Source organism: Noviherbaspirillum aridicola, assembly GCF_019656455.1.
GTDB lineage: Bacteria > Pseudomonadota > Gammaproteobacteria > Burkholderiales > Burkholderiaceae_D > Noviherbaspirillum > Noviherbaspirillum aridicola.
Genome location: NZ_BPMK01000005.1, coordinates 1 through 25,592, shown reverse-complemented (window position 1 = coordinate 25,592; position 25,592 = coordinate 1). Strand labels below are relative to the sequence as shown.

Annotated in this window: 19 protein-coding genes; 4 read left to right on the top strand and 15 right to left on the bottom strand. The window is 66.0% G+C overall.

Translation table 11 applies throughout. From position 1 onward, the window contains the following. Positions 1–5 precede the first annotated feature (5 nt). The 8 genes from NCCP691_RS06475 to nirB all read right to left on the bottom strand — a co-directional run bounded on the left by NCCP691_RS06475 (position 6) and on the right by nirB (position 14,305). Positions 6–1,202, bottom strand: a complete 1,197-nt coding sequence (locus tag NCCP691_RS06475; protein WP_220807446.1) for a BaiN/RdsA family NAD(P)/FAD-dependent oxidoreductase — start codon at positions 1,200–1,202, stop codon at positions 6–8. Between the two features lie 123 nt (positions 1,203–1,325). Next, a complete protein-coding gene (locus NCCP691_RS06470) occupies positions 1,326–1,823 on the bottom strand; it encodes a hypothetical protein (RefSeq protein ID WP_220807445.1) in 498 nt (165 codons plus the stop codon). Next, entirely contained in the window at positions 1,824–6,671 is a 4,848-nt protein-coding gene (locus NCCP691_RS06465) for an RHS repeat-associated core domain-containing protein (RefSeq protein WP_220807444.1), read from the bottom strand. It lies immediately after the preceding gene. A 265-nt stretch (positions 6,672–6,936) separates the two neighbouring features. Beyond that, positions 6,937–7,713 carry a uroporphyrinogen-III C-methyltransferase gene (gene cobA / locus NCCP691_RS06460; RefSeq protein WP_220807443.1) on the bottom strand — a complete coding sequence of 259 codons (777 nt, stop codon included), beginning with the start codon at positions 7,711–7,713 and terminating at the stop codon, positions 6,937–6,939. Continuing rightward, the gene (gene ybiB, locus NCCP691_RS06455; protein WP_220807442.1) at positions 7,688–8,689 is read right to left on the bottom strand and encodes a DNA-binding protein YbiB; all 1,002 of its coding nucleotides are present in this window, start codon (positions 8,687–8,689) and stop codon (positions 7,688–7,690) included. The genes cobA and ybiB overlap by 26 nt, the downstream gene beginning before the upstream one ends. A gap of 39 nt (positions 8,690–8,728) precedes the next feature. Beyond that, positions 8,729–11,506: a nitrate reductase gene (locus NCCP691_RS06450; RefSeq protein ID WP_238482342.1), complete on the bottom strand. Its 2,778-nt coding sequence runs from the start codon at positions 11,504–11,506 to the stop codon at positions 8,729–8,731. Next, positions 11,503–11,859: a nitrite reductase small subunit NirD gene (gene nirD / locus NCCP691_RS06445; protein ID WP_220807441.1), complete on the bottom strand. Its 357-nt coding sequence runs from the start codon at positions 11,857–11,859 to the stop codon at positions 11,503–11,505. Before nirD ends, NCCP691_RS06450 begins: the two co-directional genes overlap by 4 nt. A gap of 7 nt (positions 11,860–11,866) precedes the next feature. Continuing rightward, positions 11,867–14,305: a nitrite reductase large subunit NirB gene (nirB, locus tag NCCP691_RS06440; RefSeq protein WP_220807440.1), complete on the bottom strand. Its 2,439-nt coding sequence runs from the start codon at positions 14,303–14,305 to the stop codon at positions 11,867–11,869. Between the two features lie 256 nt (positions 14,306–14,561). On the opposite strand from nirB, the gene NCCP691_RS06435 reads away from it, so the two are divergent. Both NCCP691_RS06435 and NCCP691_RS06430 read left to right on the top strand, forming a co-directional pair. Then, positions 14,562–15,776, top strand: coding sequence for a nitrate/nitrite transporter (locus NCCP691_RS06435; protein ID WP_220807439.1), 1,215 nt, complete (start codon positions 14,562–14,564; stop codon positions 15,774–15,776). Positions 15,777–15,834: 58 nt separating this feature from the next. Then, positions 15,835–17,538 carry a bifunctional protein-serine/threonine kinase/phosphatase gene (locus NCCP691_RS06430; RefSeq protein WP_220807438.1) on the top strand — a complete coding sequence of 568 codons (1,704 nt, stop codon included), beginning with the start codon at positions 15,835–15,837 and terminating at the stop codon, positions 17,536–17,538. A gap of 169 nt (positions 17,539–17,707) precedes the next feature. On the opposite strand, the gene NCCP691_RS06425 is transcribed toward NCCP691_RS06430, so the two are convergent. The 4 genes from NCCP691_RS06425 to NCCP691_RS06410 all read right to left on the bottom strand — a co-directional run bounded on the left by NCCP691_RS06425 (position 17,708) and on the right by NCCP691_RS06410 (position 21,662). Further along, on the bottom strand, positions 17,708–18,511 hold the full coding sequence (locus tag NCCP691_RS06425) for an ABC transporter ATP-binding protein (RefSeq protein ID WP_220807437.1): 804 nt from the start codon (positions 18,509–18,511) through the stop codon (positions 17,708–17,710). Between the two features lie 5 nt (positions 18,512–18,516). Further along, complete coding sequence (ntrB, locus tag NCCP691_RS06420; protein ID WP_220807436.1) at positions 18,517–19,404, bottom strand: nitrate ABC transporter permease; 888 nt, start codon at positions 19,402–19,404, stop codon at positions 18,517–18,519. Between the two features lie 12 nt (positions 19,405–19,416). Continuing rightward, complete coding sequence (locus tag NCCP691_RS06415; RefSeq protein WP_220807435.1) at positions 19,417–20,673, bottom strand: CmpA/NrtA family ABC transporter substrate-binding protein; 1,257 nt, start codon at positions 20,671–20,673, stop codon at positions 19,417–19,419. A 365-nt stretch (positions 20,674–21,038) separates the two neighbouring features. After that, the gene (locus NCCP691_RS06410; protein ID WP_220807434.1) at positions 21,039–21,662 is read right to left on the bottom strand and encodes an ANTAR domain-containing response regulator; all 624 of its coding nucleotides are present in this window, start codon (positions 21,660–21,662) and stop codon (positions 21,039–21,041) included. A 59-nt stretch (positions 21,663–21,721) separates the two neighbouring features. Here NCCP691_RS06410 and tsaD point away from each other — a divergent pair, with 59 nt between their 5' ends. Further along, positions 21,722–22,750, top strand: coding sequence for a tRNA (adenosine(37)-N6)-threonylcarbamoyltransferase complex transferase subunit TsaD (gene tsaD / locus NCCP691_RS06405; RefSeq protein WP_220807433.1), 1,029 nt, complete (start codon positions 21,722–21,724; stop codon positions 22,748–22,750). Here tsaD and NCCP691_RS06400 read toward each other — a convergent pair whose 3' ends face one another. The 3 genes from NCCP691_RS06400 to ybaK all read right to left on the bottom strand — a co-directional run bounded on the left by NCCP691_RS06400 (position 22,751) and on the right by ybaK (position 24,681). Further along, positions 22,751–23,443, bottom strand: coding sequence for an MgtC/SapB family protein (locus tag NCCP691_RS06400; RefSeq protein ID WP_220807432.1), 693 nt, complete (start codon positions 23,441–23,443; stop codon positions 22,751–22,753). A gap of 104 nt (positions 23,444–23,547) precedes the next feature. Further along, the gene (plsY, locus tag NCCP691_RS06395; RefSeq protein ID WP_220807431.1) at positions 23,548–24,156 is read right to left on the bottom strand and encodes a glycerol-3-phosphate 1-O-acyltransferase PlsY; all 609 of its coding nucleotides are present in this window, start codon (positions 24,154–24,156) and stop codon (positions 23,548–23,550) included. A 33-nt stretch (positions 24,157–24,189) separates the two neighbouring features. Continuing rightward, on the bottom strand, positions 24,190–24,681 hold the full coding sequence (gene ybaK / locus NCCP691_RS06390; protein ID WP_220807430.1) for a Cys-tRNA(Pro) deacylase: 492 nt from the start codon (positions 24,679–24,681) through the stop codon (positions 24,190–24,192). A 208-nt stretch (positions 24,682–24,889) separates the two neighbouring features. Here ybaK and NCCP691_RS06385 point away from each other — a divergent pair, with 208 nt between their 5' ends. Continuing rightward, entirely contained in the window at positions 24,890–25,453 is a 564-nt protein-coding gene (locus tag NCCP691_RS06385; RefSeq protein ID WP_220807429.1) for a phasin family protein, read from the top strand. Positions 25,454–25,592: the final 139 nt, after the last annotated feature.

Sequence of the window (25,592 nt, the reverse complement as noted above, 5' to 3'; positions counted from 1 at the left end):
TCCGGTCACACCGCGAGGCCGGCGGCCACGCCCGACGACCAGGCCCACTGGAAGTTATAGCCCCCCAGCCAGCCGGTGACGTCCACGGCCTCGCCGATGAAATGCAGGCCGGGCACTTTGTTAGCCATCATGGTCTGCTGCGACAGCTCCCGCGTATCCACGCCGCCGCGGGTCACTTCGGCCTTGCGGTATCCCTCCGATCCATTGGGCACGATGGACCAGCGGTTCAGCGATTCGCCGAGGCGCCGCAGCTGCTTGTCGGGCATGTCGGCGATGCGGGCGTCCGCGCGGAAGCCGTTCGCCAACAACCAGCCGTCGGCCAGGCGGGCGGGCAGCCACTGCGCGAGCAGGTTGCCGAGGTTTTTCTTCAGTGTCGTCTTCCCCTGAATCAGGTGCTCGGCGACGTCCGTCTCCGGCACGAGGTTCAGCGCCAGCGGGGCACCCGGGTCCCAGAAACTGCTTATCTGCAGTACGGCGGGGCCGGACAGGCCGCGATGCGTGAACAGCAGGTCTTCACGGAACTGCATGCGCGCCTTCTTCTCGCCGGTCTCGATATCGACTTCCAGCGCGATGCCGGCCAGCGGGACGAAGGGCTCCCAGGCAGCGTGATCGAAGGTCAGCGGCACGAGCGCCGGACGCGGCTCGATCAGCCTGAGGCCGAATTGCCTGGCAAGGCGGAAAGCGAAATCGGTGGCGCCGATCTTGGGAATCGACAGGCCGCCGGTTGCGACGACGACGCTGCCAGCAGTGATGACGCCTGCATCGGTATCAAGCCGGAACTGCTCGCCCTCCCTGCCGACCGCCTCCACCTTGCATGGCATGCGCCACGCCACCCGGCCGGCATCGCACTCGGCCCTCAGCATGTCGATGATCTGCTCGGCGGAATCGTCGCAGAACAGTTGCCCCTTGTGTTTCTCGTGATAGCCGATGCGGTAGCGTTTGACCAGCGAGATGAAGTCCTGAGACGTGTAGCGAGACAGCGCGCTGCGGCAGAAATGCGGATTCTGGGAGACGTAGTTTTGCGGACCCGCCTGCAGGTTGGTGAAATTGCAGCGACCGCCGCCGGAGATCCGTATTTTCTCGGCAAGCTTGCTCGCGTGATCGATCAGCACGACCTTACGGCCACGCTGCCCGGCGACCGCCGCGCACATCATGCCGGCGGCACCGGCGCCTATTACTGCTACGTCGTAGTGGATTGACATCTCGGGCTTGGGGGTGGGGAAGCCCAGATTGTATACGTCCGTTAGTCAGGAAGAAGACCGGCACGTCGAAGGTTCCCGCTCCACAGCAAGAACATTTGCAAGCCCGCTTTCGCGGCAACAGACCTAGTCATACTCGAAAAATCGATCCCACCACGTAGCGGGCGCGTTCCAGTGCCAAGACTTGAAATAATCGTAGACTCCATCGTAGCGCTCATTCCTGAGAACGTCGCCATCTACCCACTGAAAACCAAACTTTTGAAGTATCCCTTGAACCTGTTCAAGCTGATCCTTCGGTAGAGGAGACTTACCAGTGGGAGTCCAGGTTGCTACAAGGTCGCCGCAACGGGAGAACTTAAGCCCGAGATCGGGACTGCAATCTTCCTCATCGGCGCTCGGCTCAAACGCAATTCCCCAGAAAAACGCATCTTGGATCTCGTCAGCAAGTACTAAACGCTTTCCAAGGGCTGTTCCAATCTCGTCTACAGCATTTCGTCCCCTTAAGCGTGCCTCGTCGAGAGTGCCAGGATCTCCGTCATATACCTCTTCGGTAGGATGATGAAAGGGCCTATCAGCGGCAAGCAGCAGGTTGCGTAGTTGAGGGTCCATATCGGTTTTTCCCATCTATCGATTCACGAATTCGTCGACTTTCGGCCGGTAGGGGTAGGCCGAGACTAGTTCATTCTTGTTACGTACAACAATGCGCATTGTAGTTAGCGGAGTGACAGAGTCCTTACCAAGTCCAACTACACGACCAACGTCGACGATGAATGCGTCAGGGTCCCGCGGTAGCGCCGGACGCCTAGCCTTGAGCCATGCCTCATCTAATAGGTCAAGAAGTTTACTTTGCGGCACCGTGAAAATCGACTGCTTCTCTTTGTAATGTGCAACAGTAAGGTGACCAGCGATGTGCTCGATCCTGTTCCTACCTTGCCTGTCATACCCGACAATCCTCAAACCATTGCTAGTAGTCCAGTCATCACGCCCGTTACGCTTGAGACGTCCAGATCGCACCCCTTCGCTCGTGATATCAACTGCGATCGCTGGAATAGAAGTTGGGGATAGGACGAGCCTTACGCCGGTAGGTGGTGGAGCAGCCGATCCCGTCACGCTCTTTGCCTTACCGCCAGCAAATATCCGCCGAACCGCATCCCCGCCCGAGCTTCCGCGACTGCCAACATTGGCCGCCAGCACAAGCGTTGCCTGAGCGAGGCTCGTTCCAGCCTGCTGCAACTCGCTGTCGCACTGCGCGTTGTTGATCGTCTCGACGATGTCGATGACACCGCGCACGAAATCGAGGGCTGCCGAGCCCAGGGTGTAGAAGGCCATGCCGACGAGGGCTATGTCGGCGATGAAGCCGACGCCTACCGCGTGGGAGGCGCCCCAGATGGCGAGGACTGCCGCCGTTGTGGGCAGGTCTTCCAGCCACTCTTCATACGCTCTACCCAGCTCCGCGGGCAGCGCGGCGATCGTGTGCTGTAGCACCCGCTGCAGTTTGTCGTTGAAGCTGCGTTGGGCGACGGGCTTGAGTTGCAGGCCGAGTGGGTCGATGTTCGCGACCGGATTGTTCCCTGCAAACGCGTACACATTGATCCCACCCGCCTGCCCGCTCGGGTCGGTGGAGAGGTAGCGGCCGCTGTCCGGGTCGAGGTAGCGGCGGAGGTTGTAGTGGAGGCCGGTCTCTTCGTCGAAGTACTGGTTGGAGCCGCGCAGGTGCAAGGGCTGGCGGTTGTGCTCGGACAGGCTGGCGCGGCCGAAGCCGCTGACTTCGGCTTGCCAGGTGATCTGCTTCTTGTCGTCGACGAGGGCGCGCGGGGCGCCGGTATGGTCGGCGATGATGGCGTAGACGTCGGTGGCGGTGGCGCCGCCCGCACCGGGCGCTACGGTGGCGAGGGTGCGGCCGAGCAGGCTGGCTCTGGCCTGCAGCATGGCGACGGGGCGGCTGCCGGCGTGGTCGGGGAGCCAGACGTACTGGCGGGTGATGCGGGCGGCGCCCTCCTCGACTTCGGCTTCGGCGCTCAGCTCGCTGCCGTCGTGGAAGAAGTAGGTGAGTTTTTTGCCGTCGGCTCGGTAGACGAGCTTGCTGATGCGCTCGCCGAACGGGTTGTAGCGGTATTCGGCCAACGGCTTGCCGTCGCGCGTGACCTTGATCAATCGCTGCTGGCTGTCCCACTGATAGTCGGTGGTGCCGATGCGGGTGATGCTGCCGGCGGCGTTGTACGCGTAGGCGGCACGCTGGCTGTTGTGGACGGCCGCAAGGATGCGGTTGCTGGCGGGGTCGACTGCGTATCGGGTGGTGCCTGATGCGGCCGTTTTTGTCAGCAGGTTGCCGCCGTCGTCGAACTGGAGATTCAGGCGGTCGGAAGAAGTGGCGGCGGTCTTGATCAGGCCGGCACGGGCGATGCCGGTCAGGCGACCGAGCGGGTCGTACTGGTAGCCGAAACCCTGGGCATTGACCGGTGCGAGGGGGCGGCGCTGGGTGAGGTGGCCGCCGGCATCGCGCAGGTGGCTTTCTTCCCAGATGCCCGGGGCGCCGATGCGGGTGATGCTGCCGGACCTGTCGAGCTGGCGCTGCCATCCGACGCCGTGGGCGAGTTCGATGTGCTGGCGGTTGTAGCCGTCGTCGGCGTCGTTGAGCCCCTGGGCGATGACGGTGCGGCCGAACAGGTCTTTGCGGGTGATGGCTTGCAGCAGACCGGCTTTCGGATGGACGGCGCCGTTGTAGTGGTAGTGGAGCCGCTGACCGTCGGGCAGGGTCTTCTGCTGCAGACGGCCCTGGCTGTCGTAGGCGTAGGCGGTGGTGAAGCGGTGGCCGTCGATGACACGCAGGTGTTCCGTCAGCCGGGCAGCGTCGTCGTAGCGGTACTGCTCTTCGCCGGCGGGGTAGCGGATACGCACGGGACGGCCGTGTGCACCGTATTCGAGGTGGGTCTTGCCTTCGGCGGTGTCCTGTTCGATCACTCTGCCGGCGGCATCGTAGCGGTAGCGGATGGTGCGGGCGTCGGGGGTGGCGACGGCCGTGGTCTTGGACAACAGGCGGTCGGCGGCGTCCCACTGGTAGCGGGTGTTGCCGCTGTCGGGGCTGATGTGCTGCACCAGGCGGCCGAAGTCGTCATGCAGGGTGCGGGTGGTGAGGCGACGGGGATCGGTAAGCTCGGTGAGCTTGCGGTGGTTGTCGTAGACGAGCCGGGTGGCGAGATGGCCGGGTTCGAATACCGCTTCGGGCAGGCCGTCGGCGGCCCGCACGATGCGGGTGGATTGATCGCCGGGCCCGCTGACTTCCTCAATGGCAGCGGTAATGCGGCGCATGCCCGCGGGCGCCTGGTTGTCGGTCAGCGCTTGCGCCGGCCCTTCCTGTTGCGCCAGGCTGCCGTCGGGATTGAACAGGCTGCGCGTCTGGAGCCGTCCCTCGCGGTCGCGTTCGATCCCGATGCGGTTGTTCTGCGCATCGAACAGGGCGGCGAGGCGGCCGTCCCGGCCATAGGCGAGATGGACCTTTTGGCCGCTGGCCTGGGTGACTTCGGACAGTTGGCCGAGTGCGTTGTAGCGGAAGTGCTCGGCTACGCCGGCGCGGCTGAGACGCAGGATGCGCCCCGTGGCGTCGAGCTGGTAGTCGAAGGGGATGCCGCCGGGAGCGACGATGTTCAGCGGGCGGCCGGCCAGGTCGCGGCGGGTGATGCGCAGGCTTTGCCCGCCCGGCGCGATGATCTGCGTCGGGTAGTCACCTCGCGCGTCGTAGTGGTAGCGGGTGATGTCGGAATCGGCGGGCGCCGCACCCGGCCCGTTGGGCAGGGGGCCGTCCATCGCACCAAGCAGGCTGCGGCCGTTGATGGCGGCATAGCTGAAATGGGTACTGCGCTCGATCGGCTGCGGGCCGCGGCCTTCGGTGTCGGGCACCCATCCCGATTCGGTGACCTGGAGCGGCTGCTGCAACGCGTTGTAGCGGATGCGGACCTGATGTTCCTTGCCGGGCACGACGCTCGGCCGGGCGATCAGTACCGGATGCGGCGAGGCGAGACCGGCGGCGCCGGGTGGCGCGTACTCGTAGCGGGCGAGCAGCTGCGGGCGGCCGGGCTTGCCCTCGTCATGGATGGTCTTGCTGACCGAGAGCCGGCGGCCGTAGGCATCGTAGTCGTAACGCGTGCTCTCGGTCGGTTCGCCCTGCTCGTCGAGGCGAATGATGGCGCTCAGCCTGCCGATGCGGTCGTACTCGTAGCGGACGTCTGTTTCGGGGCAGCTGGCGCAACCGGGGCCGCGCACTTCCAGCATCCGGTATTCGCCGCCGATGATCGCGTGCCGGAAGACGGTGACCTGGCCGAGGCTGTTGGTGAGCCGGGTGACGCCGGGTTGGCTGCGGTCGAAGCCGACCTGCTCGACGCCGGTGCCGGGCACGGGCTTGCCCTGCGCATCGTGCCGCAGGGGCTCGCCCCTGACGCTGAGAATGCCCTTGCCTGCCGCGTCGTAGGCATAGGTGGAGATACGCTCCTGCATCGCGCGGCCGTCGCTGCCGGTGCCGCTGACGCTGATGCCGGTCAGCAGCGTTGGATGTCTCGGGTCTTCGTGGTGGTAGTGGCGGGTGACGGTGCTGGTGGTGGTGCCGCGCTCGGTCCAGGCGTGGCGCTTCCTGTCGTGGTCGTAGCTGGCCGGCAGGTGCACGCGCACCAGGGTGGCCAGCAGGCGGTCGGGGTGGATGTCGCTGCCCCTGGGCGCCTGGCTGCCGTATTCGTAGCGGAATTCGCCGACCGGGGTGTCGATGGCGACCACGCCCTGATAGCGGTCGTTCCTGGCGGCGGCCTGGCGGTCGAGATAGCGCAGCTGCAGGCTGCGGCCCTGGGGATCGGTGACCTTGAGCAGGTCGCCGTTGGGCGCGCGCTGCAGGGAGACGAATTCGCCGGTGGGCGCGAGGATCTGCACCAGCCGGCCCTGGGGGTTGAACAGCAGTTGCCGGCCTTCCGGCCAGTGCCAGGTGTATTCGGGGCCTTCGGGGGTGTCGCGGATGGTGATTTTGCCGCGCGAGGGGTCGTCGCTGGCGCAGGTACCGGGGTCTTTGGGATCGCGGTGGAAGATCAGGCGCGAGCCGTCGGCCTGCAGGATGTGCAGGCTGTTGCCGCGCACGAAGAGGTCGGTCTCGTAGGAGAGGCGCCAGCCGCGGCCGATGATGCCGTTGGCGTCGGCGGGCCGGGAAAAGCCGCTGTTGTAGTGGCGGACCAGTTCCAGGCCGAGCACGCCGGGCAGCGCCGGCATGTCGACTTCGCGCTGGTACTTGTTGCCGGTGATGATGTTGATCGGGTTGCCCGCACCGGCGCGCGTCTGCGCCGTCGGGAAGACGGCCGGACCCGCGGTCTCGCAGGCGGCGCCGGTGCCGACGGGGCCGCAACTGCCGAGCACGGCCTGCGCGAAGGCGCTGTTGAGCGACAGCGCGAACGCAAGAAAAATACATCCGGCGCACAGCCGGCGAAAGAGAATTCTCATGGAGCGTAGGCAAAGAGGGTGAACACATTTGCGCTTGCTCCGGCAGGCAGCGGCGAATCACTGCCTGATGATCCAATGATCTTGTCTGTCCTGGTTCTGTCGACCGGACTGCGATTGCCGAATTGACAATTCATGCAGTGTAGAAAACGATTGTCTTTTTGTCCATAGCCGTTGGCGCGTCTGCAACGCCAGGCATGGGGGAAGAAAAACGGCCATCGCGAGGATGGCCGAAAAATCCCGAGGGATCAGAGGAGAGGAAAAACCGTCAGGACGCTCGGGCAAGCGCGCGCGATTCGGCGGCCGCGGCGAGCGCCGCGCAGCGCACCACCTCGCCCACGATGATGATGCTCGGACTGCCGAGGGCGCTGCGGACGAGCGCTTGCGGCAGTTCGCCGAGCGTGGTGATCAGCTGTGCCTGGTCGGCGGTGGTGGCGGCGCGGACGACCGCCACCGGCGTGTCCGCGCGCTTGCCGCCGGCGAGCAGCGCCGACTGGATCTCCGCGCAGCGGGCAACGCCCATGTAGATCACGAGCGTCATGTCGAGCCTGGCGAGGCTATGCCAGTCCGGGGTCGCGCCTTCATGCTTGCCGTGGCCGGTGACGAAGATCACTCCCTGGCTGACATCGCGCTGGGTGAGCGGCACGCCGATGGCGGCAGGCGCGGCGAGGCCGCTGGAGATGCCGTTGATGACCTCGACCGCGATGCCTGCCTGCAGCAGATGCGCGCGCTCTTCGCCGCCGCGTCCGAAGATGAAGGGATCGCCGCCTTTCAGGCGCACCACGCAGCGGCCGTCGCGCGCTTCCGCGATCATCAGGCGCTCGATGAATGCCTGGGGGGTGGACTGGCAACCGCCGCGCTTGCCCACGTGGACGATGCGCGCGGACGGCGACGCATGCGCGAGGATGTCGGGATTGACGAGATCGTCGACCAGCAGCACGTCGGCGGCGTGAATCGCCTTGACCGCCTTGATCGTGAGGAGATCGGGGTCGCCGGGACCGGCGCCCACGAGGATGACTCTACCTGTCGGGGATATCGCTTCCATGCCTTACAGCCTTCCTTGCCTGTAGTTGCATGGAGATATGCAAGCAGTGTTCCACCTGCTGCGCGATCGGCGCCGGCACCGGTTCCTGCCCCGCGAGGGCGCGTTCTATCCAGCGCGCGGTGGTCACTGCATCGCTTTCGTGCGGCAGCGGCGGCAGTTCGTCGACCGGCTCCTGTTTCTGCACCAGGATCGTGCGCTGGCGGTCATGGAACCATTCGATCTGCTGGGCGCGCTTTGCATTGGCCACGGTCTCGCCTTCGGTGCCGCGCATCAGGAAGGCGTCGCCGCGCTCGGGCGGCGCGGCGACGGCGAAATACTCGCTCAGCATCTCGAGATATTCCGGGTGGGTGTAGGAAGTCAGGCGCAGCGCCGGCCCCTGGAAGGGCTGCAGCATCTTGACCAGCGTGTGGGTCGAGTTGCGCACGCCCAGCCTGCGGCGCAGCGACAGCAGATACGCCATGCGGGGCGCGAGCGTGTCGACCGGAATGAACACCGGGCGCCCTGCCGCAAGGCCCTGCTCCGCCTCTCGCGCGTCGCGCGCCGGCGCGTGTCCGAGTTCGCGCAGGATCTCCGCCGTCGTCACGCGTCCCGGATCGCTGGCGACGCCATGGATGAGCACCGGCGCGCCGGCGCGCGCCAGCAGCAGCGCGAGCAGCGGCGTCAGGTTGGGCATCTGGCGCGAGCCGTTGTAGCTGGGGATGACGATGGGCGCGTGCGCGCCGGCGGGTGCCGCCAGCTGCTGGAACGAGGTTTCGGCGGCATCGAGGAAGCCGGCGATCTCTTCCACCGATTCGCCCTTGATGCGCATCGCGAGCAGGATGGCGCCGAGTTCGAGGTCCGATACGCGGCCGTCGAGCATCGCCGCATACAGCCGGCAGGCGTCTTCGCGCGACATGCTGCGCGCGCCCTTGCGTCCGCGGCCGATCTCCTTGATGAAGGCGGCCGCGGCAAATGGTTCTCGTGTATCTGCAGTCATGGGACGAGAGCGTACTACGAACCGGCCGGCCGATGCAGCTCAGGCCGCCGCTTTCGCCGGCCGCTGCACGAGGGCAATCTTCTTCAGCTCCGGGATGCAGGACCCGCAGTTGGTGCCGCACTTGAGGCCGGTCTGCAGCGCCGCCAGGGCGGACCCGGGTGTGCCGCCAGCGGCGTCGTGCGCGGCCAGCGCCTCGGCGATCTCGGTCTCGGAGACGTTGAAGCAGTTGCAGACGATGCGGCCGCGCGCCCTGAAACCCCGGGGCGCGCGGGCGGTCGGCATCAGCAGCAGGCGGCCGAGCGCGGCGACCGGCTGTTCGTTCTCCAGGTATTCCTTGAGCCAGTGCTCGGCCGAGGTATCCCCGCACAGCGCCACCGCCGCCAGCTTGCCTTCCCGCAGCAGCAGCCGGCGCGCATTGCCGCGGCGCGCGTCGTCATAGCGCAGCACTTCCGGCCCGGCGATGCCGAACGCGTGCTCGATTTCCTGCAGCAGTGCCGGGGGCGGCGCGATATCGTCGGCGGCGCGGAACAGGACCCCGGCGCGGTCGCGGCCGAACAGGGTGCATGATGCGTAGGCGAAGCGCCGCATCAGCGGACGCAGCGCGGCCTGCAGCGCCAGCGCCTGCGCCGGGTCCGCCCAGCCGAAGACCAGCAGGCGCGCCGGCAGCTCGGCCCTGAGTATCCGGGCCGCGGCATGCTTGAGCTCCGGCTGCCGGGAATCGGGACAGTAGGCGGAAGTGGTCAGCGCATTGACGCCATAGCTCGGTTCGCCGCTGTTGCTGCGGCCGGAGAGGTATTCCTCGCCCCAGTGCATGGCGATGAATGCCTGGCCGGCACGGATGTCCTCGCTGGCGCGTGCCGGCAGGATCTGCGAGCCGCGCCGGGTGGTGACATGCACCAGGTCGCCGTCGGCGAGGAAGCGGCGTTCCATGTCGGCGGGCGCGAGCAGCACCGCGGGTTCGGGGGTGTGGGCGAACAACTGCGCGACGGTGCCGGTGCGGCTCATTCCATGCCACTGGTCGCGCAGGCGGCCGGTGGTCAGGCGGAACGGATAGCGCGCATCGGCGGGTTCGGCGACCGGGCGGTAGACGGTGTCGACGAAGCGGGCGCGGCCGCCGGGCGTCGGAAACACGCCATCTTCATAAAGGCGCTTGCGCCCGCCGGCCGCGCCTTCCGGATACGGCCATTGCTGCGGGCCGTCGCGCTCGAGCACGGCATAGGACAGACCGGTGATGTCGAGGTCGCGGCCCCGCGTGGTCTCGCGGTGCTCGTTCCAGATCTGCTCCACGTTTTCATAGGGGAACAGGCTGCGCGCGCGGCCGAGCAGACCTTCCATCCGGCGCGCGAAGTCGACCACGATTTCCCAGTCATGGCGCGCCTGGCCCGGCTTCTCCAGCACCGGGCGGAAACGGGTGATGCGGCGCTCGGAATTGGTGACGGTGCCCTCCTTTTCGCTCCAGGTGGTGGCCGGCAGCAGCACGTCGGCATAGGGCACGGTGGCGGTGCCGCGGTAGGCTTCCTGCACGATCACCAGTTCGGCCTTCTGCAGCGCCTCGCGCACCAGGTTCTGGTCGGGCATGGACTGGGCGGGATTGGTACAGGCGATCCACAGCACCTTGATCTCGCCGGCGCGCACCGCCTCGAACATCTCGACCGCGGTCTTGCCCGGCGTCGCCGGCACGCTGTCCACGCCCCACAGCCGCGCGACTTCCTCGCGATGCGCGGGATTGGCGAGATCGCGATGCCCGGAAAGCAGGTTGGCCATGCCGCCGACCTCGCGCCCGCCCATCGCATTCGGCTGCCCGGTCAGCGAGAACGGGCCGGCGCCCGGCTTGCCGATCTGCCCGGTGGCCAGGTGCAGGTTGATCAGCGCGGCATTCTTGGCGGTGCCCGAGGCGGACTGGTTGAGTCCCTGGCAATAGAGCGACAGCGCTGCCTTCGATCCGCCGAACCAGCGCGCCGCCTGCAGCAGGTCTTCCTCGCGGATGCCGCAGACACGGGCCACGTGCTGCGGCGTGTACTCACGCAGCGTCTGCCGCAGCGCGTCGAATCCCTCGGTGTGCTCGGCGATGAATCGGGTGTCGAGCAGGTCTTCCCACAGGCAGATGTGCAGCATGCCATTGAACAGCGCGACATCGGTGCCGGGCAGGATGGGCAGGAAGAGATCGGCTTCGCGCGCGGTGTCGGTGCGGCGCGGGTCGGCGACGATCACCCTGAGCTGCGGGTGCCTGCGGCGCGCTTCCTCGATGCGGCGGTAGAGCACCGGATGGGCATAGGCGGTGTTGGAACCGGCGATGAAGATCAGGTCGGCATGATCGACATCCTCATAGCAGGCCGGCGGCGCGTCGGCGCCGAGCGTCTGCTTGTATCCCGCTACCGCGCTGGACATGCAGAGCCGCGAATTGGTGTCGATATTGTTGGTGCCGAGCAGACCCTTGGCCAGCTTGTTGAAGACGTAGTAATCCTCCGTCAGCAGCTGGCCCGAAATGTAGAAGCCGATGCTGTCCGGACCGTGCCGCCGCAGGACGTCGGCGCAGCGCCGTGCCAGGAAGTCCATGGTCACGTCCCAGCTCGCCTGCTCGCGCGGCAGGCCGCGCTGCAGCCGCAGTTCGGGGTGCAGCGCGCGCGCCTGCTGTCGAATCACCGGGTCGGCGCTCAGGTGCAGGGTGCTGCCCTTGGTGCACAGCCTGCCATGGTTGGCCGGATGGTCGGGGTCGCCGCGGACGTTCGTCACGCGCTGGCCGTCGGTCTGGACGATGACGCCGCAACCGACGCCGCAATAGCAGCAGGTGGCCTTGATTTCGCGCAGGCTGTTCATGCGGCCTCTGCGTCGTCGGTGGCGGCCGGGGCCAGCTCGTTCAGGTCAAGGTAGACCATGCCCTGCTCCACCCTGATGCTGAAGGTCCGGGTGCACCCTTCATCCGGTTGCGCGGCGCAGCCGGATCCGAGTTCGATGTGCCAGTTGTGCAGCGGGCAGGCGACGCGTTCGCCGTAGACGATGCCCTGCGACAGCGGTCCGCCGCGGTGGGGACAGCGGTCGAGCAGCGCGAACACCTTGTCCTCGCTGTTGCGGAATATCGCCACGTCGGGCTGGCCGGCGCGGTGGACGACCCGGGCGCCGAGCGCGGGAATGTCTGCGACGGCGCAGACGGCTTTCCATTGTGGTGTCATGTGGGCCTCAGAGGGTGATGGGCTGGAACTGGCGGGCGTCGACCCGGGCCTTGTCCTGCTCATGCCAGGGATCGGGCTCGCCATCGAGCGCAAACAGCAGGCGCTCGTACAGCGCCTTGCGCTGCTGCGCGTCGTCGAGCACCTTCTTCTTCACGTGATCGAGGCCGACGCGGGCGATGTAATGCACGGTGCGCTCCAGGTACCAGCCCTCCTCGCGGTACAGCTGCAGGAAGGCGCCCGCATGCTCCAGCACTTCTTCATGCGTCCTGAGCTTGACGAAGAACTGGGCGACCTCGGTCTTGATGCCGCCGTTGCCGCCGACATAGATCTCCCAGCCCGAATCGACGCCGATCACGCCCACGTCCTTGATGCCGGACTCGGCGCAATTGCGGGGGCAGCCGGAGACCGCGATCTTCACCTTGTGCGGCGCGTACATCTTCCACAGCGCGCGCTCCAGCCCCTGCCCCATGCGGGTGGAATCCTGCGTGCCGAACCGGCACCATTCCGAGCCGACGCAGGTCTTGACCGTGCGCAGCGCCTTCGCATACGCGTGGCCGCAGGGCATGTCGAGTGCCTTCCACACCGCCGGCAGGTCTTCCTTCTTCACCCCGAGCAGGTCGATGCGCTGGCCGCCGGTGACCTTCACCGTCGGGATGCCGAACTCGTCGACGACGTCGGCGATGCGGCGCAGGTCCTGCGCGGTCGTCTCGCCGCCCCACATGCGCGGTATCACCGAGTAAGTGCCGTCCTTCTGTATGTTGGCGTGGGCCCGCTCATTGATGAAGCGCGACTGCGGATCGTCGGCGGCCTCGTGCGGCCAGGTGGAGATGAGATAGTAGTTGAGCGCCGGGCGGCAGCTGGCGCAGCCGTCCGGCGACTTCCACTCCATGAAGCGCATCGCGCCGGCGATGGTGAGCAGCTTGTTGGCGCGGATCGCGTCGCGCACTTCCTGGTGGGTATGGTCGGTGCAGCCGCACATCGGCCTGGCGGTGCTGGCCGCCGAGTAGTCGCCGCCGGCGGTGAACATGAGTATCTGCTCGACCAGGCCGGTGCAGGAGCCGCAGGAGGCGGAAGCCTTGGTCTGCCTGCGCACGTCGTCCAGCGTGAACAACCCCTTTTCCTTGATCGCCTTGACGATCGCGCCCTTGCACACGCCGTTGCAGCCGCAGACTTCGGCGCTGTCGGGCATGTTCGCCGCGCGCGTGAAGCCTTCATGGCCGACATCGCCAGGACGGCTCACATTGGATTCGCCGAACATCAGGCTGTCGCGGATGTCCGCGATGTTCCTGCCTTCGCGGATCAGGCTGAAATACCAGGAACCGTCGACCGTGTCGCCGTACAGGCAGGCGCCGACCAGCTTGTCCTGCCGGATCACCAGCTTCTTGTAGACGCCGCCGATCGGATCGGACAGCACGATTTCCTCGCTGCCGTCGCCGCCCATGAATTCTCCGGCGGAGAACAGGTCGATGCCGGTCACCTTGAGCTTGGTGGAGGTGACGGAGCCCTGGTAGCGGCCGATGCCGAAGTTGGCGAGGTGGTTGGCGCATACCCGCGCCATGTCGAACAGCGGCGCCACCAGGCCGTAGGCGATGCCGCGATGGCTGACGCACTCGCCCACCGCATAGATGCGCGGATCGAAGGTCTGCATCGTGTCGTTCACCACGATGCCACGATTGCAGTACAGGCCGGCCGCCTCGGCCAGGGCGGTATTGGGACGGATGCCGACCGTCATCACCACCAGGTCGGCGGGGATTTCGACGCCGTCGGTGAAGCGCACCGCTTTCACGCGACCGCTTTCGTCGCCGATCAGCTCCTTGGTGTTCTTCCCGAGCAGGAAGCTCAGGCCGCGGTCTTCGAGCGATTTCTGCAGCATGCGGCCGGCGACCGGATCGAGCTGCCGCTCCATCAGCCATTCCGGCAGATGCACCACGCTCACATCCATGCCTCGCAGCTTGAGGCCGTTGGCCGCCTCGAGCCCCAGCAGGCCGCCGCCGATCACCACCGCATGACGGTAATGCTGCGCCGCCTCGATCATCGCATGCGTGTCCTGTATGTCGCGATAGGAGATGACGCCCTGCAGATCGCGCCCGGGCACAGGCAGCATGAAGGGATTGGAGCCGGTCGCCAGCAGCAGGCGGTCGTAGTCGGCGGTGGTGCCGTCCTCGGCGATCACCCGCCGCTTGACGCGGTCGATGGTCGCGATGCGCTTGCCCAGATGGAGGGTGATGCCGTTTTCCGCATACCAGTCGACATCGTTGAGCATGATGTCGCGGATGGTCTGCTCGCCGGCGAGCACCGGCGACAGCAGGATGCGGTTGTAGTTGGCATGCGGCTCGGCGCCGAATACCGTGATCTCGTAGATGTCCGGCGCCAGCCTGAGCAGTTCCTCGAGCGTGCGCACGCCGGCCATGCCGTTCCCGACCATGACTAACTTCAGCTTCTTCATTAAAGCTCCTTCAGCGCCGGGCCTCGCCTTTGAGGCCGGACAGGTTTGATTCCCCCAGCGGTTTAGCAAGAGCGGTGCCAGTGGCCTGGGCCGGCGTTTGCACCGTTTGCCGGCGCGATTCGCACTGCGCCGGTGCGGATCCTGTCGCGCCCGGGTGCACAAGGGTGCAGCAAGCCGGCGGCGATGCACGAAAAGCGGATGGCATGGCGCTTGCAAAGAGCAGCCCCGATTCCTCTCTCTGGTGCAAAGGAGCATCGTGAAAACAACGTCGTTTTGGAAGGCAGGGCATACGCCCACATTGCTGGCCTCATTCTTTTACTTCGATCTCAGCTTCATGGTCTGGGTGCTGCTCGGGCCGCTGGCGGTGCAGATATCGGGCGATCTCGGCCTGACGCCCGCGCAGAAGGGGCTGATGGTCGCCACTCCTCTGCTCGCCGGCGCCCTGCTGCGCATCGTGATGGGCGTGCTGGTCGACCATCTCAGGCCCAAGAAGGCGGGCGTGATCGGCCAGGTCATCGTGATCGCGGCGCTGGCCTGGGCCTGGCTCGGCAATCTCGACAGCTATCAGGCCATGCTGACCCTGGGCGTGCTGCTCGGCTTCGCCGGCGCCGCCTTCGCCGTCGCGCTGCCGCTCGCCTCGCGCTGGTATCCGCCGGAGCACCAGGGCACCGCGCTCGGCATCGCGGGCGCCGGCAATTCGGGCACGGCCTTCGCCGCGCTGTTCGCGCCCTCGCTGGCGCTGGCCTTCGGCTGGCAGAACGTGTTCGGCCTGTGCCTGATTCCGCTCGGCGTGGCCCTGCTGGTCTATATGGTGTTCGCCAGGGATGCGCCGACGGCGCCGCCACCGAAGGCGATGATCGAGTACCTGCATGTGCTCAAGGACAGGGACGCCTGGTGGTTCATGTTTTTCTACGCGGTGACCTTTGGCGGCTTCTCCGGCCTGGCGTCCTCCCTGACCATCTATTTCAACGGCCAGTACGGACTGTCCCCGGTCACCGCCGGCTACTTCACCGCCGCCTGCGTGTTCGCCGGCTCGCTGGTGCGTCCGCTGGGCGGCATCGTCGCCGACCGCATCGGCGGCATCCGCACGCTGTCCCTGATGTATCTGCTGGCCGGCCTGTTCCTGTTCATCGCCAGCCTGGGCATGGAGTCCTACCTGCTGGCGCTGGCGGTGTTCGTGCTGGCCATGCTGGCGCTGGGCACCGGCAACGGCGCGGTATTCCAGCTCGTTCCGCAGCGCTTCCGCAAGGAGATCGGCGTGATGACCGGCCTGGTCGGCATGGCCGGCGGCGTGGGCGGTTTCTATCTCGCCTCCAGCCTCGGCTATTCGCGGCAGATGACGGGCAGCTATCAGCTGGGGCTGACGATTTTCGCGGCGCTCGCGGTCGCCGCGCTGCTCGGCCTGTCGGCGGTGAAGACGCGCTGGCGCACGACCTGGGGCAGCGCCGCGATGACCGCTGCCAAAATCTGACCCGGCGGTATAAGCTACGGCGGGAGCACAACTGCCCCGCCGCCTGCCCAGGAAAACCATGCCGCTGACAATCCACGCCGGCCATGCCAGTCTGGCCGGCATACGCGAACGCAATGAAGACTTCGTCGGCATGGTCACGCCGGCCGAGCCGGAGCTGTCGGCCAAGGGATTGATCGCCGCGATCGCCGACGGCGTCTCCGGCAACGAGGGCGGACGCGAAGCCGCCGAATACACGGTGCGCGGACTGCTCACCGATTACTATGCGACGCCGGAAACCTGGCCGGTGACGCAGTCGCTGGAAAAGGTGATCCAGGCGATCAACAGCTGGGTGCAAAGGCAGGGTTCGGCGCGGCGCGAGCTTGCCGGCATGGCGACCACCCTCACCGCGCTGATCCTGCGCGGCACCTGGTACTACTTCGCGCATGTGGGCGATACGCGCCTGTATCTGCTGCGCGGCGGCGTACTGACCCGGCTCACCACCGACCATGTCTGGGACCGGCCCGAGATGCAGCATGTGCTGACGCGGGCGGTCGGCCTCGATTCCCGGCTGGCGATCGACCACGGCATGGGTGAACTGCGCGAACGCGACGTGCTGCTGCTGGCCTCGGACGGCGTCTGGGACAGCATCAGCGAATACGACCTCACCCACACGCTGTCGCAGGTCGCCATGGATCAGCTGGCAGCGGCTTCTGCGGCACAGGCACTGGCGACGGCCGCCCTGGACGCGGGCTCGCGCGACAACTGCAGCGCGCTGGTGCTGCGCGTGGACAGGCTGCCGGAGGAAAACCTGCGCGACGCGCTGTCCGGGTCGCAGCAGCTGCCCGTGCCCGACAGGCTCAAGCCGGGCCAGGAAATCGACGGCTACGAGGTGGAAGCGCTGCTGCATGCCTCGGCGGCCACCCTCCTCTACCGGGTGATCGATCCGAGATCGCAGCGGCGGCTGGTGCTCAAGACGCTGCACCCGGATCGCGCCGCCGATCCGCACGAGCGCTCCGCCTTCGCGCACGAGGAATGGCTGGCCAGGCGGGTGGTGGCCCGCTTTTTCCCGCAGGTGATCGTCCCCGAGCAAAAGAACTGGCTGTATTACCTGAGCACCTGGCATGAAGGACAGACGGTGCAGCAGAAGCTCGACGCCGGCGGCCATTTCACCGTTCCGGAGGCCGTCGTGCTCGGCGAAAAGCTGGCACGGGCGATCGGCGCACTGCACCGCCGCAGCATCCTGCACCGCGATATCAAGCCTGACAATGTGCACCTCGGCGCCGATGGCGAACTGCGGCTGCTCGACCTCGGCGTGGCGTTGTCCGGACTGGAGAGCGAGACCCCGGTCGCCGCGCCTCTCGCGGGCACGCCCTCCTTCCTCGCGCCCGAGCAGTTCGACAACGCACCGCCGTCGCGGCAGACCGACATCTACGCCGCCGGGGTGACGCTCTACCGGATGCTGACACGGCATTATCCGTACGGCGAAATCGAGCCCTTCCAGCGGCCCCGCTTCGGCGAACCGGTGCCGCCTGGCCGCTACCGGCCGGAACTGCCGCAATGGCTCGAGGCGGTGCTCCTGAAATCGGTGGCGCGCGACCCGGCGGACCGGTACGAGACGGCAGAGGAATTTCTGCTGGCACTCGAACGCGGCCCGAGCAACCCGCCCGTGCAGCGGCAGACGGTGCCGCTGGTGAAGCGGGACCCGGCGGGATTGTGGCGGGCGGTGGCAGCGGTTTCGCTTGTGCTGAATTTGTTGTTGGTTTATTTGCTTGTCATTGCGTGATTGCGAGGGGTGGTTCTCCGGACCATGGCGTTCAGGGTCGACCCAGCGGAGATCGCACGACCTCCGTCACACGAAGCGACCCGCAATTCAACCACTCTCCAGCCCTGCCTGACCCGCAAAAAAAAAGGGCGCCGCATCACACGGCGCCCAACCCAGTTCCCCCTGAATCCTATGCCGCGTCCTTCATCGCCGGATGCGCCTGCCGGTGATACAGGAACTCCAGCACCGCGCTGCGGTATTCGATATAGAGCGGGTCATGCGCCAGGGCCACCCGGTCCCGCGGACGCCCGAGCCTGACTTCCACGATATCGCCGATGGTGGCCGCCGGACCATTGGTCATCATCACGATGCGGTCCGACAGCAGCACCGCCTCGTCCACGTCATGCGTGACCATCACCACCGTCGACTGCGTCTTGGCGACGATCTTGAGCAGTTCATCCTGCAGGTGGGCGCGGGTCAGCGCGTCGAGCGCGCCGAAGGGCTCGTCCATCAGCAGCACTTTCGGCTCCATCGACAATGCACGCGCGATGCCGACGCGCTGCTTCATGCCGCCGGATATCTCATGCGGCCGTTTCTGTTCTGCATGGCCGAGGCCGACCAGCGCCAGCGCCTCCTTCGTGCGCTCCCGGAGGCGCGCCTTGCTCTCGCCGCGCCCGAAGACGCGCTCCACCGCGAGGTAGACATTCTCGTAGCAGGTCAGCCAGGGCAGCAGCGAATGATTCTGGAACACGACCGCCCGCTCCGGCGAGGGGCCGGCGATTTCCCGGTTGGCGCACAGCAGCGCGCCCGCGCTCGCCTGCAACAGGCCGGCGATCAGGTTGAGCAGCGTCGACTTGCCGCAGCCTGAATGGCCGATCAGGGTGATGAACTCGCCCTTGCGCACGTCGAGATTGATGTCGCGCAGCGCATGGAAGGTGCCCTTCTTCGTGTGGAACACCATCTCCGCGTTCTGGATGTCGATGAATTTGTCCATGGCGATCAGCTCCTGACTTCTTCATAAGTGAATGCCCTGGCCAGCGCGACCAGCGCCTGTTCCAGCAGCAGGCCGACGACGCCGATGACGACGATGGCGATGATGATGTGCGGGACGTTGAGGTTGTTCCACTCGTCCCAGACCCAGAAGCCGATGCCGACGCCGCCGGTCAGCATCTCGGCGGCGACGATCACCAGCCACGCGGTGCCGATGGCCAGGCGCACGCCGGTGAGCATGTAGGGCAGCACCGACGGAAACAGTATCCGGGTCAGGATCTTCCACTCCGACAGATTGAGCACCTTGGCAACGTTCATGTAGTCCTGCGGCACGCGCTGCACGCCGACGGCGGTGTTGATGATCATCGGCCAGATCGAGCAGATGAAGATGGCCCAGATCGCGGCCGGGTTGGCGGCCTTGAACACGAGCAGGCCGATCGGCAGCCAGGCCAGCGGCGACACCGGCTTGAGCAGGCTGATGATGGGATTGAACATCAGCGACAGGAAACGGAAGCGTCCGATCATGAAGCCGAGCGGAATGCCGATCACCGCCGCCAGTCCGAAGCCGGTACCGACACGCTTGAGCGACGACCAGATGTTCCACCCTATGCCCTGGTCGTTCGGGCCGTTGCTGTAGAACGGATCCGAGAACAGCTTGACCGCATGCTCGAAAGTGACCGCCGGCGTGGGGAAGCCGCTGGTGCCGGAAGCGACGATCTGCCACACCAGCACCAGCAGCGCCAGGCCGGCCAGCGGCGGCAGCACCGCGAGCATGAAGGGCTTGAGCGAAAATCCCCGCCGGCTGGCGGCCACACGCCGGGCGCGCGCCGTCCGGGGCGCTGCTTCGGCGGCCGGGGCCGCCGCCTTGTTCACGACATTGTCCATGACTGCACTCATGATGGCTCCCCGTCACGCGGCCGAAGCCGAAATCTTGAAACCGTCCGCATACTTCACCGGATCCTTGCCGTCCCAGACCACGCCATCGAGCAGCTTGGTGCTGCGCATGGGGTCCTTCGGCACATTGATCTTCATCGCCGAGGCCACCTGCCTGTACAGGTCGACCTGGTTGACCTGCCTGGCCACGGCGAGGTAGTCGGGATGCTGCTTGAGCAGCCCCCAGCGCTTGTGCTGCGTGAGGAACCACATGCCGTCGGAGAGATAGGGGAAGTTGACCGAGCCGTCGTTGAAGAACTTCATGTGGTTCGGGTCGTCCCAGGTTTTCCCCATGCCGTTCTGGTAGCGCCCGAGGATGCGCTGGTTGATCGCATCCACGCTGGTGTTCACGTAGGACTTGTCGGCCACGGTCTCGGCCATCTTCAGCTTGTTCTGCAGGCCGGTGTCGATCCAGCGCCCGGCCTCGATGATGGCCATCATGACGGCGCGCGTGGTGTTCGGATACTTCTTCACGAAATCCGCGGTGGTGCCGAGCGTCTTTTCCGGATGGTCGCGCCAGATGTCCTGGGTGGTGATGGCGGTGACGCCGATGCCGTCCATGATCGCGCGGTGCCCCCAGGGCTCGCCGACGCAGAAGCCGTCCATGTTCCCGACCCGCATGTTGGCGACCATCTGCGGCGGCGGCACCGTGATCGCCTTGGCATCCTTGAATGGATTGATGCCCGCGCTGGCGAGCCAGTAGTAGATCCACATCGCATGCGTCCCCGTGGGGAAGGTCTGGGCGAAGGTGTACTCGCGCTTTTCGGTGGCCATGAGTTTGGCGAGGCTGGGGCCGTCCACCGCGCCCTTGTCCGCCAGCTTCTTCGACAGCGTGATGGCCTGCCCGTTGTGGTTCAGGTTCATCAGCACCGCCATGTCCTTCTTGGGCCCCGACACGCCGAGATGCACGCCGTAGATCAGGCCATACAGCACATGCGCCATGTCGAGCTCGCCGTTGACGAGCTTGTCGCGCACGCCGGCCCAGGAGGCTTCCTTGGTGGGGACGATCTTGACGCCGTACTTCTTGTCGAAGCCGAGCACCGAAGCCATGACGACGGAAGCACAGTCGGTCAGCGGGATGAATCCGATTTTCACTTCTTCTTTTTCCGGCTTGTCGCTGCCGGCGGCCCAGACGCCGCCGGTGGCCAGTCCACCGAATGCGCCCGCTGTCACTGCAATGCCCGCCTTGATCAGGCTGCGACGGGTCAGATTGGTTTTTCCTTCAGTCGTCATGACTACCTCATGTGTGGTTCATCAACCAGCAAAAAGAAAGGCGGCCGAACAGCCGGGATCGGTTCCCGCTGCCTCGGACGCCTTTGTCCAAATGCTCCGGCCGGCACTGGTCGGAACACCATTCGTTCGCTGCGCCTGCATTGGCGCGCCGCACGAGTTCTGCAAGCGGTGTGCCAACCCGTGCCGGTGCGTTTGGCGTGAATTTGATCCGGATTAGGCCGGCATTCGCACACTATTCGTGCGCCGCATTGAAACGGTGCGGCTCGCGCGACCCGGCGCGGGGGCGCTTTGCGGTGCGCGCACCGCGACGTGCATGGATTGACGGGGAAGAGAAAGCCGGCGACGGACACCGCCGGCAGGCGGGATTACAGCAGGAGATCGGCGACGTCGAGCATGCGCTGCGCGACTTCGGACAGCTTCAGGTTCTTGTCCATCGCCAGGCGGCGCAGCCGCTTGTAGGCTTCATCCTCGGTGCAGTGGTGACGTTCCATCAACAGGCCCTTGGCGCGTTCGATCACCTTGCGCTCGGCGAGCTTGAGCTTGGTCTCGGACAGCTCGTTGCGCAGCTTCTGGTCGACCTCGAAACGTGCCAGCGCCACGTCCATCACCGCCATCACCCGCTCGGCCGACAGGCCCTCGACCACATAGGCCGAGACGCCGGCTTCCATCGCCGCCTGCATCTTCTGGCGGTCCTTGTCCTGGGTGAAGCAGACGATGGGCCGCGGTGCATTGACGGTGGCGTCGACCACCTTCTTCAGCGCGGCGTCCGACTGCTCGTCGACGATGATCACGTCCGGCTGCAGCTGGGCGATCTGTTCCGCCAGGTCGGCGTCCGGCGGCAGCGCGGCGAGGATGTTGTAGCCGTTCTCCAGCAGGCCGATGCGCAGCGCGCGGGCGCGCTCGGCCTGCAGCTGCGCGGCCTGGTCCGCGCCTTCCGGGGCCACCAGGGAGTTGATGACGACGATCTTCAGCTGTTTGGAATCATTCATACGGGGCGACTCTCCTTTAAAATAGCGCTTTGCAAGAATCTTGCCATCTCCCCTCCCCCATGATTGTCCTCGGTGTTGAATCCTCCTGCGACGAGACCGGCCTGGCCTTGTACGACACACAACGCGGCCTGCTCGGACATGCGCTGCATTCGCAGGTCGCCATGCATGAAGAATACGGCGGCGTCGTGCCCGAGCTTGCCTCGCGCGACCACATCCGGCGCGCGCTGCCGCTGCTGGAGCAGGTGCTGGCCCAGGCCGGCGCCGGCCGCCACGACATAGACGCCATCGCCTATACCCAGGGACCGGGACTGGCCGGCGCGCTGCTGGTCGGCGCCTCGATCGCCTGCGGTCTCGGCCTCGCGCTCGACCGGCCGGTGCTCGGCGTGCATCATCTCGAAGGCCATCTGCTGTCGCCGCTGCTGGCCGGCGACCCGCCGGAATTCCCGTTTGTGGCATTGCTGATCTCGGGCGGCCATACGCAGCTGATGCGGGTGGACGGCGTCGGCAGCTATACGCTGCTGGGCGAGACGGTGGACGACGCCGCGGGTGAAGCGTTTGACAAGTCGGCCAAGCTGCTCGGCCTCGGCTATCCCGGCGGGCCGGCGCTGTCGCGCATGGCCGAGTTCGGCGACAGCGGCGCCTACAGGCTGCCCCGGCCGATGCTGCATTCCAAGGATCTCAACTTCAGTTTTTCCGGCCTCAAGACGGCGGTGCTGACCCTGGTGAAGAACCATCCCGCCAACATCTGCGAGCAGGACAAGGCCAATATCGCGCGCGCTTTCGTGGATGCGATCGTCGAGGTGCTGGTGGCCAAGAGCGTGGCCGCGCTCAAGCAGACCGGGCTGCGCCGGCTGGTGATCGCGGGCGGCGTCGGCGCCAATGCCCAGCTGCGCGCCAGCCTGAATGACATCGCGCAGCGCCGCCGCTTCCGCGTCTACTATCCCGAACTGCAGTTCTGCACCGACAACGGCGCGATGATCGCGCTGGCCGGCGCGATGCGCTTGCAGCGCGACCCGTCCTGCGCGACCCGGGAGTATGGCTTCAATGTGCGGCCCCGCTGGCCCCTGGATGAACTGAAGGCGGTCTGATCAGTCGCCGGTCGGCGCGAGCTGAAACGACTTCACCCGTTTCCACTTTCGCAAGGCATCGGCGAGGCCGGGCAGCCGGTCCGTGTTGGTGCTGCGCAGGACCATCCGGTATTCGAAGGAAGTGCCGTCTTCCAGGATCCGGTAACTCAGATTCGCAATCGAGAATCCATGATCCCGCATCAGCTTGCGGATCTCGTCCTCGCTGATCGTGTCGTCGCGGTCGAAGCGCAGCTGATGGTGCACGAAGGTCTGCGACGGCATGCGCCGCTCGATCAGGCGAAACACCGACAGGATGCCGAGCGTGAGCGCGGTGGCCAGCACCGCCGGCATGTAGAAGCCTATCCCCATCAGGACGCCGATCGCCGCCGTCATCCAGATCGAGGCGGCGGTCGTCAGGCCCCGCACGCTGAGCCCTTCCTTGAAGATCACGCCCGCGCCAAGAAAGCCGATGCCTGTCATGATGCCCTGCGCCATGCGGGTGGGATCGGTGCGGATGGTTTCGGTCGGCATGCCCGGCAGCCAGGTGGACTGGTACAGGGTGACCAGCATCAGCAGGCTGGAAGACAGGCAGACCAGGGTATGGGTACGGAAGCCGGCCGGTCGGGCGTGATAGCTGCGCTCCAGGCCTATCGCCGCGCCGGCCGCGAGCGCGGCCAGCAGGTGGGTGGCGATTGCCGCATAGTCGCTCTCCATGCATTCTCCTTCTTGCTCGAAGGATCAGCGTAGACCTGCGGCGCAAAGCGGTATAGATGAATGGCAACGGGGCGGCGCGCGCCGCTTGCGCAGCTCCTTGTGCGTCAGCTCTTTTTCTTGCTGCCGATCCGGCTTTCCTTGCCGGCGAGCAGGTTGGCGATGTTCTGGCGGTGGCGCCAGATCAGCAGCACGCTCATCGCGAGCACCGCGAAAAGCTGCGGCTCGACGCCGAACAGCAGGCCGTAGTAGAACGGCGCGAACACGCTCGCCACCAGTGCCGCCAGCGAGGAGTAGCGGAATGCATAGGCGATCACCAGCCAGGTGACCAGCGTGGCCAGGCCGAGCCAGCCGTTGAGTCCGATCAGCACGCCGAGCGCCGTCGCCACGCCCTTGCCGCCGACGAAGCGGAAGAACACCGGCCACAGGTGACCGACGAAGACGGCGATCGACACCAGCGCAATGCCGGTATCGCCCACGCCGTACTGTTCGCCGAACTGCAATGCCAGAAATACCGCCAGCCAGCCCTTGACGGCGTCGCCGAGCAGGGTCAGCGCCGCCGCCGCCTTGTTCCCGCTGCGCAGCACATTCGTCGCGCCGGGATTCTTCGAGCCATAGGTGCGCGGATCGGCCAGGCCGAACAGCTTGCTGACCACGACGGCGAACGACACGGAGCCGAGCAGGTACGCGGCGACCGCAAACAGGATTGTGTTCATGCTTCCCCTTTAATAAAAACTTGATATCGCGCGCTACTCTTCAAGCGCGCAGGCGACCGGCCTGGCAGGCAGGACCGCGGTGAGGACTTTCGGATCGATACCCACCAGGTAGCCGCGCCGGCCGCCGTTGATATAGATTTTCCCGAGCGCGAGGATGCTCTCCTCGACATAGACCGGCATCGCCTTGCGGGTGCCGAAAGGCGAGGTGCCGCCGACCAGGAATCCGGAGTGCCGGTTGGCCACCTCGGGCTTGCAGGGTTCGACCGACTTGCAGCCGATCTGGCGCGCGAGATTCTTGGTCGAGACCTTGCGGTCGCCGTGCATGAGGACGATCAGCGGGCGAGCGGCCTCGTCCTGCATCACCAGCGTCTTGACCACATGGTGCTCGTCCACGCCGAGCTCGCGCGCCGACACCGCCGTGCCGCCGTGCTCTTCATACGCATAGGGATGCTCGGTGAAGCCGATGCCGTGCTTGCGCAGGAACTGCGTCGCCGGCGTCTCTGAAATATGCTCTTTCTTTGCCATGTCGTAATCCGCGAGAGCCGCACATTATGCAACAAGAGGACGACTCCCGGCCCCCCGACATGCGACCTTCGCCAACGGGCCGTCACCGCGAAATGCCATTGTGCAATGCACAAAATAATGCTTGACCCGGGCGCTCAGACCTTTAGAATGGGCTTTGTTGCGACGCACAATAACCTTGCTTTTCCGCCCACCCGACAGGAGATATGACATGCCCGCTTTCCCCGAACAGTTTTCCGAAGTCGCCCGCGCCAACCTGCAGGCCCAGACCAACATGCTGACCGCGTTCTTTTCGCAGGTTCTCGAGAACGCCGAACAGGTCGCCGAGCTGAACCTCAATGCCGCCAAGACCTCGCTCGAAGACACCACGATCACGCTCAAGCAGCTGCTCTCCGCCCGCGACCCGCAGGAATTCTTCTCGCTGACCGCCGCCCAGGCCCAGCCTGCCGCCGCCAAGGCAATCGCATACGGACGCGGCCTCGCAGGCATCGCCAGCAACGCCCAGGCCGAGATGACCCGCACCGCGGAAGAGCAGTTCGCGCAGGCCGGACGCCTGGTATCGGAACTGGTGGACGATGTCTCGCGCAACGCGCCGGCCGGCACCGAGAACGTGGTTGCGCTGTTCAAGACCGCGATCGGCAATGCCAGCGCCGGCTATGAGCAGTTCAACAAGAACAGCCGCCAGGCCGCCGAGGTCGTGGAAGCGAACATCAACAGCGCGGTCGGGCAGTTTGCCCAGGCCGCCGAAAAGACGGTGAAGACCGCGCGCAAGTAAGCCAGGCGCACATGACCCGTCCTGCTATAGGTTGACGGTTAAGCAGGGTAAATTATCTGCCTGATCGCTCCTTTGAAACGCCCGATGCACTGCATCGGGCGTTTTGTATTGGAGGGCCAGGTGCGGACGTTCCCGGTTG